This is a genomic window from Bartonella sp. AC130YNZD (genome assembly GCF_042196865.1).
Lineage (GTDB): Bacteria > Pseudomonadota > Alphaproteobacteria > Rhizobiales > Rhizobiaceae > Bartonella.
In genome coordinates this window covers 1-14,492 of record NZ_JBHIQZ010000029.1, presented here as the reverse complement: position 1 = coordinate 14,492, position 14,492 = coordinate 1, and the positions used below count along the sequence as shown (strand labels likewise).

Genomic DNA, 14,492 nt, shown 5'->3' with positions numbered 1-14,492 from the left:
ACTTCATCCAAAACCAAATAGCGAATAGGAGAAGAACGCAATCCAGCAGCACTATTTGCTCCTGTAATCATCAATGTTCCCCCATAAAATTCCTTTGAAAACATTGTATTTCCACTGTCTCGTGCACGAGCAGGAGCAATGCGTTCACTTAAAGCAGGGCTAGCTGAAATCATCGGATCAAGACGAGACTTTGACAGTTTCTTAGCGGTCTCAACTGTCGGCATCACATAAAGGGCAGGTCCTGGACTATGATGAATGGCATAACCACAAAAGTTCAACGCTGCTTCCGACATTCCAATCTGAGCCCCTTTCATCACAACCGTTGTTTCAGTCGGATCATAAACAGAAAGATTATCCATGATCTCTCGTAAATAGGGGGTACGTATAGTCCTCCATAATCCAGGCTCAGCACTCGTAACTGTGCTCAAATAACGATTTTTATCAGCCCACTGGGAAACAGTATAAGGCGGGTCAGGACGGCGTCCTTCATTCGCATAGCAAAAAAAGAGCCCAGCACCAGAGGACGAGGGCGAAGCATCACTTATCATGTTCTGGATTCTCTTCTAAAATGTTGGGATCGTGAAAAGAAACAGGGACGACATTTTCCACTAAAGCTTTGCGCATATGATGATCGATAGCTCCAATAAGGCTCGCAGCATCACATCCCACTTGCGCCGCAATTTCAGTACCAAAGCGATAGGCAAAATTGAGCATTGTATCTCGATGCGCTCTTCCAAAGTTCCATGCTTCTTTTCTCACTTCTTCACGATCAACAGTTGTTTCGCGTAACTTTTCCAGAGCAATCTTTTCTTTTGCTAGCGCAACTTGCATTCGCTCCAGTTTAATCTTGTATTCATTAGCGCCCTCTGTAGAGGTTTGTTTGATCTTTGTTCGCGGTTGACCATCCGGAGCTAAAAATGGAGCAGGGCGTTTTGTTGGATTCTCATTCCAGATAGCTGTTGCAAGCGCTTCATTAACAGAACCATCTTCAAAAAGAGCCTTATCAAACTTCCCTGTCTTAAAACGAGAAGCCACCGCATTAGGAGAAACACCCATCTTTTTGGCAAACGCACGAAGCGATAAACCTTTACGCGTTTTCTTAGTCATAGTGGCTCCTTGCCTTTTTCTCTGCCATAAGAAGTAAGAGTTTACGGTGTTACGAATGATTGACAATCGGGTATAATCGGGTATATATTCCGGTATGAAAACAGATACACTCCAAATTACACAAGAATTGTTGGCTCTCATTGCTGAAATTGATGAGTTCAAAGGGGCATGGCGCGCCCTTGGTACTCTTGCACCTGAGCGATTGAACGCTCTTCGTCATATTGCTACTGTTGAAAGTATTGGATCTTCCACACGCATTGAAGGGAGTAAGTTAACAGACCGCGAAATCGAACAGCTTTTGGTAAACTTAGAAATTAAACGTTTCAAGAGTCGTGATGAACAAGAAGTTATCGGTTATGCCAAGGTTATGGAAACAATCTTTCAATCTTGGAGTGATATTTCTATTACTGAAAATCATATTAAACAACTTCATCGTGATCTTTTGTGTTATAGTGAGAAAGATCAACGACATCGAGGTGAATATAAGACTTTACGCAATGATGTAGCAGCATTTAATTCTCAAGGGAAAATGGTTGGCATTGTTTTTGAAACAGCTACACCATTTGATACACCATACCGAATGCAAGAGCTTATTACTTGGTTCAATAAAACCAATGAATTAAAGGATCTTCATCCTTTACTTACGATTGGTATTTTTAATGTAACATTTTTAGCTATTCATCCTTTTCAAGATGGAAATGGACGTTTAAGCCGTATCTTAACCACCCTTCTTTTGTTACAAAAAGGTTATGTTTATGTACTATATTCATCACTTGAAAGCATTATTGAGAATAATAAAGAAAGCTATTACTTAGCTTTAAATCAAACTCAAAAAACAATTTATACTAAAACACCCAATTGGGAGCCTTGGATACTCTTTTTTTTACGTGCTCTACAAAAACAAAAACGCCAATTAGAAATAAAAATAGAGAGTGAAAAAAATGCTCTTTTTTCCTTATCTGAATTGGCTCTTAATATTCTTGATTATGTGCGTAATCACGGACGTGTTACAACCCGCGATATGGTGCGTGAGGTTGGTGCAAGCTCTAATACACTTAAAGTAACTTTTACATCATTAGTTGAAAAAGGTCTTTTGATACGTCATGGTGGTGGAAGATCAACTTGGTATAGCGCACCTTAATTTTATTGCCTTCTTAACCACCTCCCCATTTTGAGAACGGGGAGGGGAGATGTGTCTTAAGCTAAGCAGCTTTCACGACAGATCTTTCTAAGACTTGTTTTGCTTCTTTGATTAAAGCTTTATAATATTTGCTTTCTTCTACCAACGTAAAGGCTTTAACAAGATGCATATGGAGAGGTCCATAAATGTAAACAGCCTTTTTAGTTGGAGACATTTGATCCCAATCTTTTGGGAAATCAAATCGTGTATCACGGTCACAATCAACAGCTTGGTTTCTCAGTTTCTTCTCGCACTCAATAAAATAACGGCGTGCTTGACGTCCTTTCTCGTTACGTTCCACCATTGAGAGCTCTTTCGCCATGTCTAAAGTGATGTGATATTCTGTACTTGGACGACCGCCTTTAGATTTTGGTAAATTTTTACCGAAACTCATAACACCTTGATTTTCTTGGGAGGCATTGGGTTTCGCTAAAATTTTAGCGAAACTTATAAAGTCCTTATTTTCTAGGAAGCCGTATTCTTTAATACGATTAATGATCCAATCGTTAAAACGAGATGTGACCTTCAAAAACATATGCAACTCACGTGCATTTACTGCTTGAACTGTTTCTTGATCAATTGTTTGTTCTGTAATTTTAATAAGAGTGTTCATAATGAACTCCTAGTTGTTAAGGTTTTCTATTGACATCCGAAGAGGATGCCGGGCGCTAGAAAACACGGCAACTAGCCCGTCGTTACGCCTTTCCCATAAAGGGTATTGTATAGCATAACCACACCCGACAATATTATTATATGCGTGTAGCATACAATGAGTCAAAGCTTTTAGTTTGCGGAAGATCAGTTATTTCGGCAACTAATCCGCTAGTTGTTTTCAGGTGTTTTCTAGGCACCTGATTCGAAGATACCTATTACTGTAGAATTGTCAAGTAATAAAAATTACTTTTTGCTAAGAAAACGTTTCACATACTGTACAGTGTACATATTGAAATTGTTATTTATCAATGAGTCAAGTGTACAATGTACAATCAATTTGAAAATTCTGTCGCTAGCGATAGTTTGCGCTGTCCTGCCCCGCAACGAAGCCAACCCGCTGGGAGTACCTTTTGAATTGATTTTATTGACTTTTTTATGAAAAAACAAAGCATAAATGATGATCTTTTTTTAAATTGCAATAAGAATATGTAATGCTTAAACTCATAAGGATATGTAAGATATAGATAAAGCTTGAGAACATGATCTAGCCTTTCTTGTTGGCAGCATATTCTTGACGTTTAAGTTGTCTCTGTATGTTTTCAGTTAATCTTTCATTGGCATATTGTGCAATAGCACTTGCAATCTCTGGTTTGGACATCATTCCAGCAATTGAGGGTCCTTCTTGTTTTGCAATAGGGAATTGATCTCCATCCGCTCTTTGAAAAACATTACCATTCAGCTTTTTTAATTCAACACACTTTGGAAAGCACCCACCTTTGATAAAAGCATGGGGTAAGATTTCTTTCTTTCCAAACAGTGTGTAAGTTACGCCGCGTTTTGTTTCTTCTGCTTTAAAAAATTTAAGAGGTATTGGTGTTCCAGAACCAATGATATCTGTCTCGAGAAGCTTTGCTGTAGCCTTTCCTTTAATATAAACGCCTTTTTTGATACGCTTTGATTGGGCAGATGTAACATCTGCAACTTGCTTTTCAGTAAAGCGTTCAACTTGTTTTGCAGAGGTGTTTACAGCATTACGCAGAGCCCAATTAAGGCGAGGGGCTTGAAGGCTTGTGAAGGTATCTTTTGCCTGTTGAAGATACCATTTTTGGTGGATAATTAATTTCAACTTCTAAGCCTTTTTTGGGGTAGATGTTGATGGCTTGGAAGCTTTAGGTGTTTTGGGTTGTTCGAGTGGAATTTCCTCGGCTGCTGATTCAGTTGATGTTTGTACGGCTTCTTGTTCTATCTGCTTAATGTGTTCAATTGTCTTGTCGGGTTTTATTTTTATTTGAACATCAACAAAAGGTTTAGCAGCATTTGCACGCTTGAGACGTGCGTAGACTTGATTGGAAACTTCAACAAATGGATTATTGGGTGTTGAAGTTTCAAAACGAACAGTGCTTTTGTTATCGCCAACAACACACATTGGCTTAGTGATGACAGCTTTCATCTTCGCTCCTTTTGAGTCATAATTAATGACATCATTAGTCAAATATTGATTTTTATTCTGTGAAAAATTAATTAGCCAGAATTAGCAAGAAAACAGGGCTTTCTAGCTACGCTTCAAGTTCACATTTTGCTGAATTTTTGGGTATATTTTTGAATTTTAGACACAATACAACTAATGCAGCGCCATCATTAAATACGATTTTTTACACGATGTCAACAAAAAAATCATGATCTTGTATTTTTTTATTTTAAAATAGAATATATAGAATTTTCTAAAACATTTTAGATTTTATAAATTATTGTGAAATTATTATAGGAGGGAAAGGCAATGACAGGTTCAGAAATATTAGATGCCATGTATATAGTATCAATGATAGTTATATCCCTCTTAACTATAGCGTTTTGTTTGCCTGCCGCCTTTTGATTTTCATTAATAGTTTGCGGATCATATGCAATTACACGCTTTTGCAAAAAAAATCGAGAGTGAGAAATTTTTCCAGATTGATGAGCTAAATATTAAGCTCGTGACGCGCTGCTGTTGCCAAAAAAGCAGATCTCGTTAAGCCTCTTTCTTGTGCACAATCATCAATTGCACGTAAGAGCCCTCTTTCAATAGATATGTTCGTACGTACTACTTCTGCATCATTTTCAATAAAGGGGACTTGTATTAAAAAAGCTCCTTCTGACAAAGCTTTTTTGACAGATTCCCGTTGTATGACTTCTTCAAATTTTGAAGGGATAGGCACTATATCTATATCTTCACAATAAAGTTGAAGTGCTTCGGTTGCATTTATGATAAGATTTTCTTCTTCATCAGCAGCAGAGAATAGACCTGCAAAATCAGGAAATTGAACACCAAAAGCAGAGTCCTCATCTTTATGAACAAGAGCAAAAAATCTTTTCATTTTTCTTCTCCTTTTTTTAACCATCCTGCTTGTAGTGCAATAGAACGCGCTGTACCAATTGGAAGATTTTTCTTAGGATGTGGAACAATAACAATCTTACCATTTTTTTTAAATTTATGGTGCGAACCTTTTATTTTGACAAGTTCAAAGCCATCACGCTTTAATTTTGCAATTATCTTTCGGCTGTTTTGTTTCCCTAAACTCATAATGTGTAAATATATACACATTTTAATGATTTTTCATCTGATGTCAATTCTTTTTTAACGGCTAAAGTGCTTATGAAGCGCATTAAGAACTATACGCAAAGAACTAACAAGATGTGTTAGCGATTGATCTTCTATAACAAGATATTGTAATGCAGCATAAAGATTATACTGTCTATAGAGGTGTTGTGCTTTTTTGATAGCCTCTTTCGTCACTTCATAACAATGAGTTGCTCTTGCAATCCACCGTTTTTGTGCCTCCTCATTTGATGAAGGAGTAAAGTTATCATAAATTGCATTAGGCAATCCTTTTGCACATAGGTAATTGTTTTTCACTTCAAGATATTTTTGCGCAGCATCATATTGGTCTTAATTGATTTCGCCTTGCAAATAAAGCCGCCCGATATAGGTACTGGAAAGTGGATTTTTAGCCTCTTCTATGGTTAAGCCAAATCGCTTGGCACGCATTTCAATTGCCAATTTATCCATGGGTTCATGCGGTGTTTTTGCTCGTGAGATGCGTCCATTTGGTTCTCTTATGCATCCTTTAATCCGAGGACGACCACGTTTTGCATGTTTTTTTCTTTTAGCCATATTTTTTCAATCAGAATGGGACGCTATCGTTAAGAGCTGTTCTATAATCTTGAGCACCTGAAGCGATAGCATAATTTTGAGAAGTAATGGGTGAAGGGGTAGGGGATGCCGATTGATTTTTCTTTGCATTAAGCAAATACAACTCGCCTTTGAATTGCGGTAAAACAATCTCTGTTGTGTAACGGTCATACCCATTTTTATCTTGCCATTTACGTGTTTGTAATTTTCCTTCTACGTAAACTTTTGAACCTTTGTTGAGATATTGAAGTGCAATTTTTGCTAAATGTGGATTAAAAATCACAACTGAATGCCATTCTGTTTTCTCTACTTTTTGATTGGTTTTTTTATCTGTATAGCTCTCAGAAGTCGCTATACTAAAATTGACTATTTCAGCTCCAGAATTCATTGTTTTGCTTTCGGGATTAGCACCAAGGCGTCCGATTAATGTCACTTTGTTTAGCATGTTTTAGTTACCTTAAATTTGTATTTTACATATGTGAGAAATTTTAGCATAGTTTTATTATTTTTTCTATTATTTCAAAAGGATATTATTGATTATTAACATATAACATTATGTTTTAAAGCGCTCTTTGATAAATAATCAATTGACATAAATGCATGGTGTATAGTACCAAGTATCAAGAGGGTATATATGGCAATCGTTAGTTTTAAGCATAAAGGGTTGAAATTATTCTTTGAAAGAGGAGAGTGCAAAGGCATACAACCCGCGCATGTTAAAAAATTAGCAAACATTTTAGTAATTTTAGATACAATATCCGCGCCTGAACAAGTTACTCTTAAATCGTATCGTCTACATGCGCTTACGGGCGATTTAAAAGGTTACTGGTCAATGCGTGTCAATGCAAATTGGCGTGTTACCTTTCGTTTCATTGGGACAGACGTTGAACTGGTTGATTATCAAGATTACCATTGAGTTTTGAGGTGTTATTATGATGTACAATCCTCCACACCCTGGCGGCATTTTGAAAGAAGAATTGCTTGATGAATTAGGATTAACAGTAACAGAAGCGGCAAATCGTCTTGGTGTTGCACGTTTAACTTTATCCCGTGTCTTAAACTGCCATGCCGCGATTAGTATTAACTTAGCTTTACGGTTAGAAAAAGCGGGTTTAAATGATGCGGAATTCTGGCTTAAATTGCAACAAAAGCATGATTTATGGCAAGCTCGGCATAACAACCCAATCCCACATATTTCACCTTTAGAGCAAGTAGGACATCTTTAGAAAGACTTAGCACATCCTTCTTCACACCTAGAGGTCATGTTCTTTAAAATCAAGCAACCCACGATAGTTTTTTATGCTCTTGTTGATTGCATCTATGAACGTTGAGAAGAGACAACGTAATCTGAACAGTTTTATAAAATCGGAATTTTACTATGGCTTTTTAACTGAGCACTGTAGTGTGTAAATAGATATGTTTATTAAATTGCGTGTACGTAACATAAGAAACAATACACAAACTAAAAAAGAATACCAAAGAGCAATATCTGAGTACCAAAGTACAGTATCCAATGGAAAAGAAAGCTTATACTCCACGTACTTAGAAATAATAGGCAAAGAAACAATTTCCTTATAACTATTTGGGAAAATTAAAACGACAAGCGCTAAACTTATTAGCTTTAAAAGTCTGTGCATATACTGTTGTAAATCACGTGTTAGTTTCACCCAACCTGTTGTATTTCCGCATTTGTATTTTGGATTGTTCTGCAACTCAAAAGGAATATGAGAATTGTATAAAATTGCAAAAACCGCTGTGACTATTACCAAAGAAACAGATGCAAATGTCAAAATACTTTGAATAAAGTAGGGATTTTTTTTAATTCCTAAAAAACCTCTGCTCCGTCCCCCCAAGGAACATAACCAACAGCTGTTGCAACAAACTCTTTTTGCATTGGTTGTTTACGCTTTTTTAAGAACAGGTCTTTTAATATTCTCATGTTTTTAGTCCATAATTTTACCAATTGGTCTATTTACCTCAAATCAGACCGTACAGAGCGTTTTGTGTTTTTAATTGTAGTAAAAAAACTTCAAATCTCTTTGTACGGTGCCTTTTTGTCGGTTTAAACACATATCTAATCCCAAAATGATCAGCGCTTTTCACTAGTTTACTAACCTGCAATGTATTTCACTGTTCCCCAAGACCATTTAAATTTCTTCAAGCTTTTGCTTTTCAACCAACGTGAGTGGTTTTGAATTCTCTCTCATTACCTTTTCTTTCAGCCTTTTTTCACGGGTGTTCAAAACAGCCTTGCGTACACTTTCGGCTTTTGAAAGAAGGGTGTTTTCTACTGTCTGGTAATAAGTTAAAAGCTCTCCACAAGTTGGCATAAATGTTTTTGATATCCCAATTGCTTGACCCGTTACGATATTTTCGACGCCCTTTTTCATAGCATATGACGAAATGCGGTTCAGCATCATGCCATAGGATAAAACGACGGCTTTGGCGTCTGTATTCGCAGGGACTCTCATGCTTGAGAGTAGGAAAGAAGTTTGCTCAATTTGATTAACTGAAGCTTTCACAGAAAGCAACGCTTGTAGATGATTCAAGCATCTAAGGTTTGCGCCTCCTCCTGTTTCGTCAATGTATTCCCAGCTTTCAGCGTCAATGGATGCCCCGGACTGATCATTTCCATAATCTTCTCCAGATGAGAGATGATCTCTGAGTTCGTTGAAGCCCTCTGCAAACTGTTCTGTAAAAGTTTTATGAGTGAATTTTCCATAATGACCACCTAACCGTTTTTCCCGTTCTAATCTTGCTTTTTTCTTTTCTAGCATTCCGATAGGGCTTGTGACCCAATTGTACCAAGTCCTTTACCAATCCCGTTTGTTTGCATTTTTATTTGGATTTGCTATCCAGTAATTTGTGAACCGTTCGAACTCTAACAGCGCCTCATCATGGGTTAAGCCTTTATCGATTGCGTATTGCAAATTAGGTTCAAAATCCTCAGGTAAGCGAAAATCATCTTTTGATTTAGTCCGCTTCGCTTTTTGGGGAACGTTCTTTTGCTTGTGATTGGGAGGTTGGTTTTCTACATCCGTTGTGATTTGCTCTGGTTGGCTTCCGCAAGCATAAATCTCTATTGACTCATGAACCTGTTCGTTTGTTTCTAAATTTTCAGAACAAATTTCTTTTTTGCTAATACGATAGTATTAGTTTTTTATTATAACTGTTATTGTTTATGTTATATATGGGCATCATTAAGCATTGCTTTAGCATCGTTAAGCATACCACAAGCATCATTTGTATGTTTATCCCATCTTGCCTACGCTGCTTTCTTTGCTCTCTCTGATAACGTCTTTGACCGTGACGTCTTCGATACCTTCTCTAAACTCTCATTAGAGTTATTGAGTTCTTCTTCAACTTTTAAACTCCATAAACATCCATCGTCTAAACGTTTGATATGACCTGTGCTTATTAAAACTTCTAACGCTTTCATAAACATTTTTACTGAACAGCCAGTGTAATCAGCCCGGACCTTCATATTATTAAAAGTGGTTTTCCAGTATAAAGCATTTGCAAGCGTAACTTTATGTAAACTTTGCACTCAAAGGGAGATAAACAAGCAAGATCAAGAATCCATTTATCTGCAAATAGCCTCCGTCCACGGTAATTTATTGGACATGTATACCCCCCTTCTTTCATTAAATATAAAATTGCTAAAGCATCTGCTTCGTTGTCGTCTTTAGGCGTATGTCCTTTTGCACACACCGCCTTAATCTTTTTTTTTGAGGCGTTACCTTTTCCTGTTGTTGCCTTCTTAATTGTGCCAACAGGAATGCCTTCATATGGTATCTGATGATGTTCACACCACGCTGTTAAGGTTGCTAGTAAGAAAGCCTCCGTAAATATGAGAAGCGTCTGTACCCACATGCCGGCGCACCTCTTCAAAATACACCGCGTCAATTTCATCAACGGACCTTTTTAGTTCAGTAAGCCACCGTTTAAAGCGTAAATAACGCATGCCACCGCCTTCAAAACGGCGTGATTGAAAATTAACGGTACCACTAGTGATACTAGTATCTGCACCACATATCGCCCAGCCTGTCTTGGTCCCTAGATCAAGACATAAAATAGTTGGTGCGTTAGTGATCATAATCTCCCCCTTAAGGCACTACGTATTTATGCGTGCGCATGGTGACGCGTAATCTATTAATTTTGTCTCTTTATTTAATGCCTGTTTAAGAATGTGAATGATGCTGTTGATGTTCATTACTATCTGTAGAAGCAGTAATAAAAGCAGATTGTAAGATAATTTAGAATCACATGATTGCGTCCTATAAAAAAACGAGAAAAAGTCTTCTGTCTTAATCGGTGCTCCAATTCTTTTAGCTTCATTCAAAAGAATTGGGATATGTTTTGTTGGAATTCTTCCACCAGTTCCACCTTTTGATATAGAACGGAACCAGGCATACACGCGTGTTCTATGAACCCCAAGCAGCTGAGATACTACCCTACGAACCCCACCTAACAGATTTATTATTTCCGAAGATTGTTTCATAGTACATTATGTAGCGATTATAAAAACAATGTTAAGAAAGAAAATTAATAATGAAACCACATGTTGCTAAATTAGAAAATGACGATTGTATACAACGTACCTACAATAAAGATATGACAATAAGTATCTCACAATGGTTGCAAAATGCCTTATCTGAAGCTGGATTAAGCCAATCAGAGCTTTCAAGACAGCTAACCGCTTCTTTAGGTCGCTCGATAGATCGTGCTGCCGTCAATAAAATGCTAAAAGAAACAAGAGATATTTCTGCTCGAGAATTATTAGAAATATCAAAGCTTACCGGTGCTTCTATTCCTCCTAATCACTTAGTTCCTTTGATTGGATCTGTAGGAGTCGGAGGAGAAATAATCGCAATAGATTCTGGTTGTCTAGAAGAAGTAGAAGCCCCGCCATCTGCTCCTAAAGGAACTGTTGCTGTTCGCGTGGTAGGTGATTCTATGTTTCCAGCCATTGAAGAAGGAAGCCTTCTTTTTTATTCCTATCATTTGCCACCAGAGGATCTTATTAACAACCGCGCTATCATAAAAACTAAATGTGGAAAAGTTTACATCAAAGTATTACGTCTCGGGAAAGAAAAAGGGAAATGGGTTTTATCCAGTATAAATGGAAAATATGCTGATATCGTAGATGTAGAATTAGAATGGTGTGCACCTATCGACTGGATTAAACCAGCCAGAATATGAATTAATATTTTTATACTTCTCTTCAAGCAAGCCTTTAGTTTATTACTTTTAAAAAAATTTTTAAAATCGCTACATTGGTATCCATAAACCACGCACAAACAATCGCCAAGAGGTGTTAGGGAGGGGAAATTATGGATAAGCCAATTCTTATAAATTCTGATAAAATTTTATTAGTTGTCTATAATGATGATCAAAACATTGGTCGGTCAGGACCACTTGATGAAAGCCAAGTTCTAAAAATTATTGACGAGGCAAATAATGAAATCCAAATCTTTCGCATCAATCCTTCTTAAAAGAGCTGCGAAGATATATCTGAAGATATCGCAGAATTTTATCTTAGAGAACGTGAAGAACAGTGTTTTAACGGAAACATACCCCATGACGTTATTTTACACATCACAGCATACGTTTTTTTTAGACGATATAAAACAGCATGAATATGACGATGCAATGTATGATTCTTACGAACAACAACACCGTTTGCATCCTTGTGATGTGCTTTAAATTCTGAAGGGCGCATTTAAAAGCGCCCCCCTTTCATTCATCAATCCCATCAACATGAGGTTCGTAATGGAAAAGCCTATTGCTATCCAGCACAATACAATCAAACACGAAACCGTTCAAACGGTCAACGCACGTGAGTTACATGAATTTTTGGAAATAGGGAAAGATTTCTCTACTTGAATTAAGGATCGTATTCATCAATATGAATTTGAAGAGGAAAGTGATTTTATAAAAACACAAGATTTGCGGTCCACAAAATTGGGGAGCGCAAAATCTAGAGCTGTTACAGCCATAGACTATCACCTCACATTAGACATGGCAAAAGAGCTTGCCATGGTAGAGCGTAATAAAAAAGGTAAACAAGCCCGTCAATATTTTATTGAATGTGAACGGCGTGCAAAGAAACCTTTAGACCTTGCAAACGCTTTAGAAGACCCTCTCTTTGTGAAAAAAAAACTGCTTTTAGAAAGTATCACACAATTAGAGATTTTAAAAGTGAAGTGAGTATCCTTAAACCCAAAGCAGCTGCTCTTGAAAGTTTGCAACGTCACAACGGACTCTTCGGTCTTACAGAAGCCGCTAAAATACTCGAGATACAACCAAAACAATTCATTTTCTTCTTACAGCAAAAAGGGTGGTTTTACAGACGAGCAGCAGGTGGAAATTTGCTACCGTATCAAGACAAAATCCAAAAGCAACTTATGGATTGTCCGACCATCACACTTCAAACCGCAAATGGAATAGAAAAAGTTGTACCAGCAGCAGAAGGCATTGGTTTGCTGTTTCAAGAGCTTATAAAGACAAAGCATGCATTAAGAGCAACAATCATGGAAAAGAAATACGAAATGACTGATGAAACAATAGAGTTTGCTGGAAAAACTCTTCACTGAATTAAAGCCTTAAGAGATTTTGATGCTGTTAAAGCAGGAGACCTAGGCGGCTTTATACAAAAAGAAGACAACCTCAGTCATGATGGTAATTGCTGGGTAGGTGATAATGCAAAAGTTTATGGTTATGCCAAGGTTTTTGGTGATGCTTATATTGATAACATTTCTGGTATTTATGAAAATGCATGTGTTTTTGGTAGTGAATCTGTTACCAGAGAAACTAATATTTTTGGCAATGCGCAGATTTTTGGACATATTCGTGTTTTTGCCAATGCACAAATCTACGAAAATGCACAGGTTTCTAGTGTTGCATTTATTAGTAGAAAAGCTAAAATTTATGACAGTCCATTGATTTCCATCAGAGCAAAAGTTGGAGGAAATGCCAAAATCTATGGTTATGCATTTATTCAGGGAACGCAGAGATCATCAATGATGAAATCATCACAAAGGGCGAGAGGCAATAAACCATGGAAAAAAATACGAATTTACTGATGAAATAGACATTCTCTATCGTCGCCCAGTTCGTTTCATGCGTGCACTGAGAGACTTTGGAAATGCTTGTGTTGAATCCAATGCACATATTTTCGATAATACGCAAGTTTACGGAATAGCCGAAATTCACGGCAATGCAATATTTGTGAAAAAGCTCATATTGGTGGTGATGCTGTTGTATGTGGTAACACATGTATTTCAAGCAACACACATATTAGTTATAATAGAAAAGCCGAGAACATATCCCTAGGAAAAGACAGAGCGTATAAGCCCTTTCTAACAGCCAAACCAGCCTTTTAAAACATGCGTGATTCACGCCACACGTGAATTGCGCGTAATGGAGGAAATCAAAATGAGTGAACAAAACACTAACCTAATAGAAATTGAAGAAACACATCATTTAGCCGTCGAACAAACTGCTATGGAATGTATTTTAAATAAAGCCTTAGAAAGTGACGTCAGTATTGACCGCTTAAAGCGTCTTCTTGATTTAAGAGAAAAAGAAATAGAACGACAAGAGCGCCAAAACTTTGTCCGTGATCTTTCGGCTATGCAAACAAAATATCAAAATATTGAAAAAACTCTACAATCACCCATACAAACAGCAAATACGCTATGCTTGATCAGTACATTGATGCTGTAAAGGACGGGCTTGCAAAATACAACTATATTAAACATTAAACAGAAAAAAACGTTACCATAGAAATAATTCTGTCTCATCCTTCAGAAAATCAAATCTCAACAGAAGGAACATTTCCAATTGACAGTACAGGCTCTAAAAATAACATACAATCAGTTAGTTCTACACTTACCTACGCACGGAGATACCTGTTAGGCATGCTTCTTAATGTAGCAAGTAAAGAAGACGATACAGATGGTCAACCGCAAACCAAAGAAGACGATACAAATAATCAAAAAGTTTCCTCTAAACAGATAAAGCAAATCGAAGAATTAATTAAAGAAACAGGGACAAATGAAAGTAGTCTTCTTTATTTTGCAGAAGCAGAAAAACTAACAGATATGTCTTGTAAAAAAGCAGAATTGGTTTTGGGGCATTTGGAAAGAAGAAAAAATATTCAAAAAGAAAAAGCTCTACAATCGCTCCCATCACAAGAGCAACAAACGGCGGTGTGAGATGGAACAAAGAACAGCAAAATGGTTCCAAACGCGCTTGGGTAAAGTCACCGCATCAAATATTTACAGCGTACTCAGTAAGACAGCAAAAGGATTGCCTACGAGCAAATATGAAGACTACAAAATCAAACTCATAACAGAGCGCTTAACAGGCGAAACAAGC

The 14,492-nt window shown here is 37.1% G+C and carries 16 protein-coding genes and 5 pseudogenes; 9 read left to right on the top strand and 12 right to left on the bottom strand.

Translation table 11 applies throughout. The annotated features are described in order from the left end of the window. Both ACFINU_RS08115 and ACFINU_RS08110 read right to left on the bottom strand, forming a co-directional pair. On the bottom strand, positions 1 to 548 hold a 548-nt coding region (locus ACFINU_RS08115; RefSeq protein ID WP_375667539.1), incomplete at its 3' end, for a phage terminase large subunit family protein. Then, complete coding sequence (locus tag ACFINU_RS08110) at positions 538 to 1,107, bottom strand: hypothetical protein (RefSeq protein WP_375667536.1); 570 nt, start codon at positions 1,105 to 1,107, stop codon at positions 538 to 540. The genes ACFINU_RS08115 and ACFINU_RS08110, both read right to left, overlap by 11 nt. A 94-nt stretch (positions 1,108 to 1,201) precedes the next feature. Here ACFINU_RS08110 and ACFINU_RS08105 point away from each other — a divergent pair, with 94 nt between their 5' ends. Then, entirely contained in the window at positions 1,202 to 2,248 is a 1,047-nt protein-coding gene (locus ACFINU_RS08105; protein ID WP_375618731.1) for a Fic family protein, read from the top strand. A 61-nt stretch (positions 2,249 to 2,309) separates the two neighbouring features. On the opposite strand, the gene ACFINU_RS08100 is transcribed toward ACFINU_RS08105, so the two are convergent. The 7 genes and pseudogenes from ACFINU_RS08100 to ssb all read right to left on the bottom strand — a co-directional run bounded on the left by ACFINU_RS08100 (position 2,310) and on the right by ssb (position 6,555). Further along, the gene (locus ACFINU_RS08100) at positions 2,310 to 2,900 is read right to left on the bottom strand and encodes an antA/AntB antirepressor family protein (protein ID WP_375618730.1); all 591 of its coding nucleotides are present in this window, start codon (positions 2,898 to 2,900) and stop codon (positions 2,310 to 2,312) included. Between the two features lie 585 nt (positions 2,901 to 3,485). Then, entirely contained in the window at positions 3,486 to 4,067 is a 582-nt protein-coding gene (locus ACFINU_RS08095; RefSeq protein WP_375667534.1) for a hypothetical protein, read from the bottom strand. Positions 4,068 to 4,070: 3 nt separating this feature from the next. Next, positions 4,071 to 4,391, bottom strand: a complete 321-nt coding sequence (locus ACFINU_RS08090; RefSeq protein ID WP_375618728.1) for a hypothetical protein — start codon at positions 4,389 to 4,391, stop codon at positions 4,071 to 4,073. Between the two features lie 508 nt (positions 4,392 to 4,899). Beyond that, positions 4,900 to 5,295, bottom strand: a complete 396-nt coding sequence (locus tag ACFINU_RS08085; protein WP_375618727.1) for a type II toxin-antitoxin system HicB family antitoxin — start codon at positions 5,293 to 5,295, stop codon at positions 4,900 to 4,902. Further along, complete coding sequence (locus ACFINU_RS08080; RefSeq protein WP_375618726.1) at positions 5,292 to 5,522, bottom strand: type II toxin-antitoxin system HicA family toxin; 231 nt, start codon at positions 5,520 to 5,522, stop codon at positions 5,292 to 5,294. Before ACFINU_RS08080 ends, ACFINU_RS08085 begins: the two co-directional genes overlap by 4 nt. 33 nt (positions 5,523 to 5,555) lie before the next feature. Next, a pseudogene (locus tag ACFINU_RS08075) lies at positions 5,556 to 6,092 on the bottom strand (hypothetical protein). A 10-nt stretch (positions 6,093 to 6,102) separates the two neighbouring features. Beyond that, on the bottom strand, positions 6,103 to 6,555 hold the full coding sequence (gene ssb / locus ACFINU_RS08070) for a single-stranded DNA-binding protein (protein ID WP_375618725.1): 453 nt from the start codon (positions 6,553 to 6,555) through the stop codon (positions 6,103 to 6,105). A gap of 189 nt (positions 6,556 to 6,744) precedes the next feature. On the opposite strand from ssb, the gene ACFINU_RS08065 reads away from it, so the two are divergent. Both ACFINU_RS08065 and ACFINU_RS08060 read left to right on the top strand, forming a co-directional pair. After that, positions 6,745 to 7,026 carry a type II toxin-antitoxin system RelE/ParE family toxin gene (locus tag ACFINU_RS08065; protein WP_375607508.1) on the top strand — a complete coding sequence of 94 codons (282 nt, stop codon included), beginning with the start codon at positions 6,745 to 6,747 and terminating at the stop codon, positions 7,024 to 7,026. Positions 7,027 to 7,042: 16 nt separating this feature from the next. Next, positions 7,043 to 7,336: a HigA family addiction module antitoxin gene (locus ACFINU_RS08060; RefSeq protein ID WP_375618724.1), complete on the top strand. Its 294-nt coding sequence runs from the start codon at positions 7,043 to 7,045 to the stop codon at positions 7,334 to 7,336. Positions 7,337 to 7,486: 150 nt separating this feature from the next. On the opposite strand, the gene ACFINU_RS08055 is transcribed toward ACFINU_RS08060, so the two are convergent. The 3 genes and pseudogenes from ACFINU_RS08055 to ACFINU_RS08045 all read right to left on the bottom strand — a co-directional run. Next, complete coding sequence (locus tag ACFINU_RS08055; RefSeq protein ID WP_375618723.1) at positions 7,487 to 7,963, bottom strand: hypothetical protein; 477 nt, start codon at positions 7,961 to 7,963, stop codon at positions 7,487 to 7,489. A 294-nt stretch (positions 7,964 to 8,257) separates the two neighbouring features. Beyond that, on the bottom strand, positions 8,258 to 8,887 hold the full coding sequence (locus ACFINU_RS08050) for a hypothetical protein (RefSeq protein WP_375618722.1): 630 nt from the start codon (positions 8,885 to 8,887) through the stop codon (positions 8,258 to 8,260). A gap of 853 nt (positions 8,888 to 9,740) precedes the next feature. Beyond that, a pseudogene (locus ACFINU_RS08045) lies at positions 9,741 to 10,206 on the bottom strand (crossover junction endodeoxyribonuclease RuvC); the annotation flags it as partial. Between the two features lie 455 nt (positions 10,207 to 10,661). Here ACFINU_RS08045 and ACFINU_RS08040 point away from each other — a divergent pair. The 6 genes and pseudogenes from ACFINU_RS08040 to ACFINU_RS08015 form a co-directional block, all read left to right on the top strand. After that, entirely contained in the window at positions 10,662 to 11,312 is a 651-nt protein-coding gene (locus ACFINU_RS08040) for a helix-turn-helix transcriptional regulator (RefSeq protein ID WP_375618720.1), read from the top strand. Positions 11,313 to 11,443: 131 nt separating this feature from the next. Beyond that, on the top strand, positions 11,444 to 11,605 hold the full coding sequence (locus tag ACFINU_RS08035; RefSeq protein ID WP_375618734.1) for a hypothetical protein: 162 nt from the start codon (positions 11,444 to 11,446) through the stop codon (positions 11,603 to 11,605). A gap of 85 nt (positions 11,606 to 11,690) precedes the next feature. After that, complete coding sequence (locus ACFINU_RS08030) at positions 11,691 to 11,816, top strand: hypothetical protein (protein WP_375618719.1); 126 nt, start codon at positions 11,691 to 11,693, stop codon at positions 11,814 to 11,816. A 180-nt stretch (positions 11,817 to 11,996) separates the two neighbouring features. Next, positions 11,997 to 12,632 (top strand): annotated as a pseudogene (locus ACFINU_RS08025) (phage antirepressor KilAC domain-containing protein). Positions 12,633 to 13,547: 915 nt separating this feature from the next. Next, positions 13,548 to 14,329 (top strand): annotated as a pseudogene (locus ACFINU_RS08020) (ERF family protein). A gap of 1 nt (position 14,330) precedes the next feature. Beyond that, positions 14,331 to 14,492: pseudogene (locus ACFINU_RS08015) on the top strand (exonuclease); the annotation flags it as partial.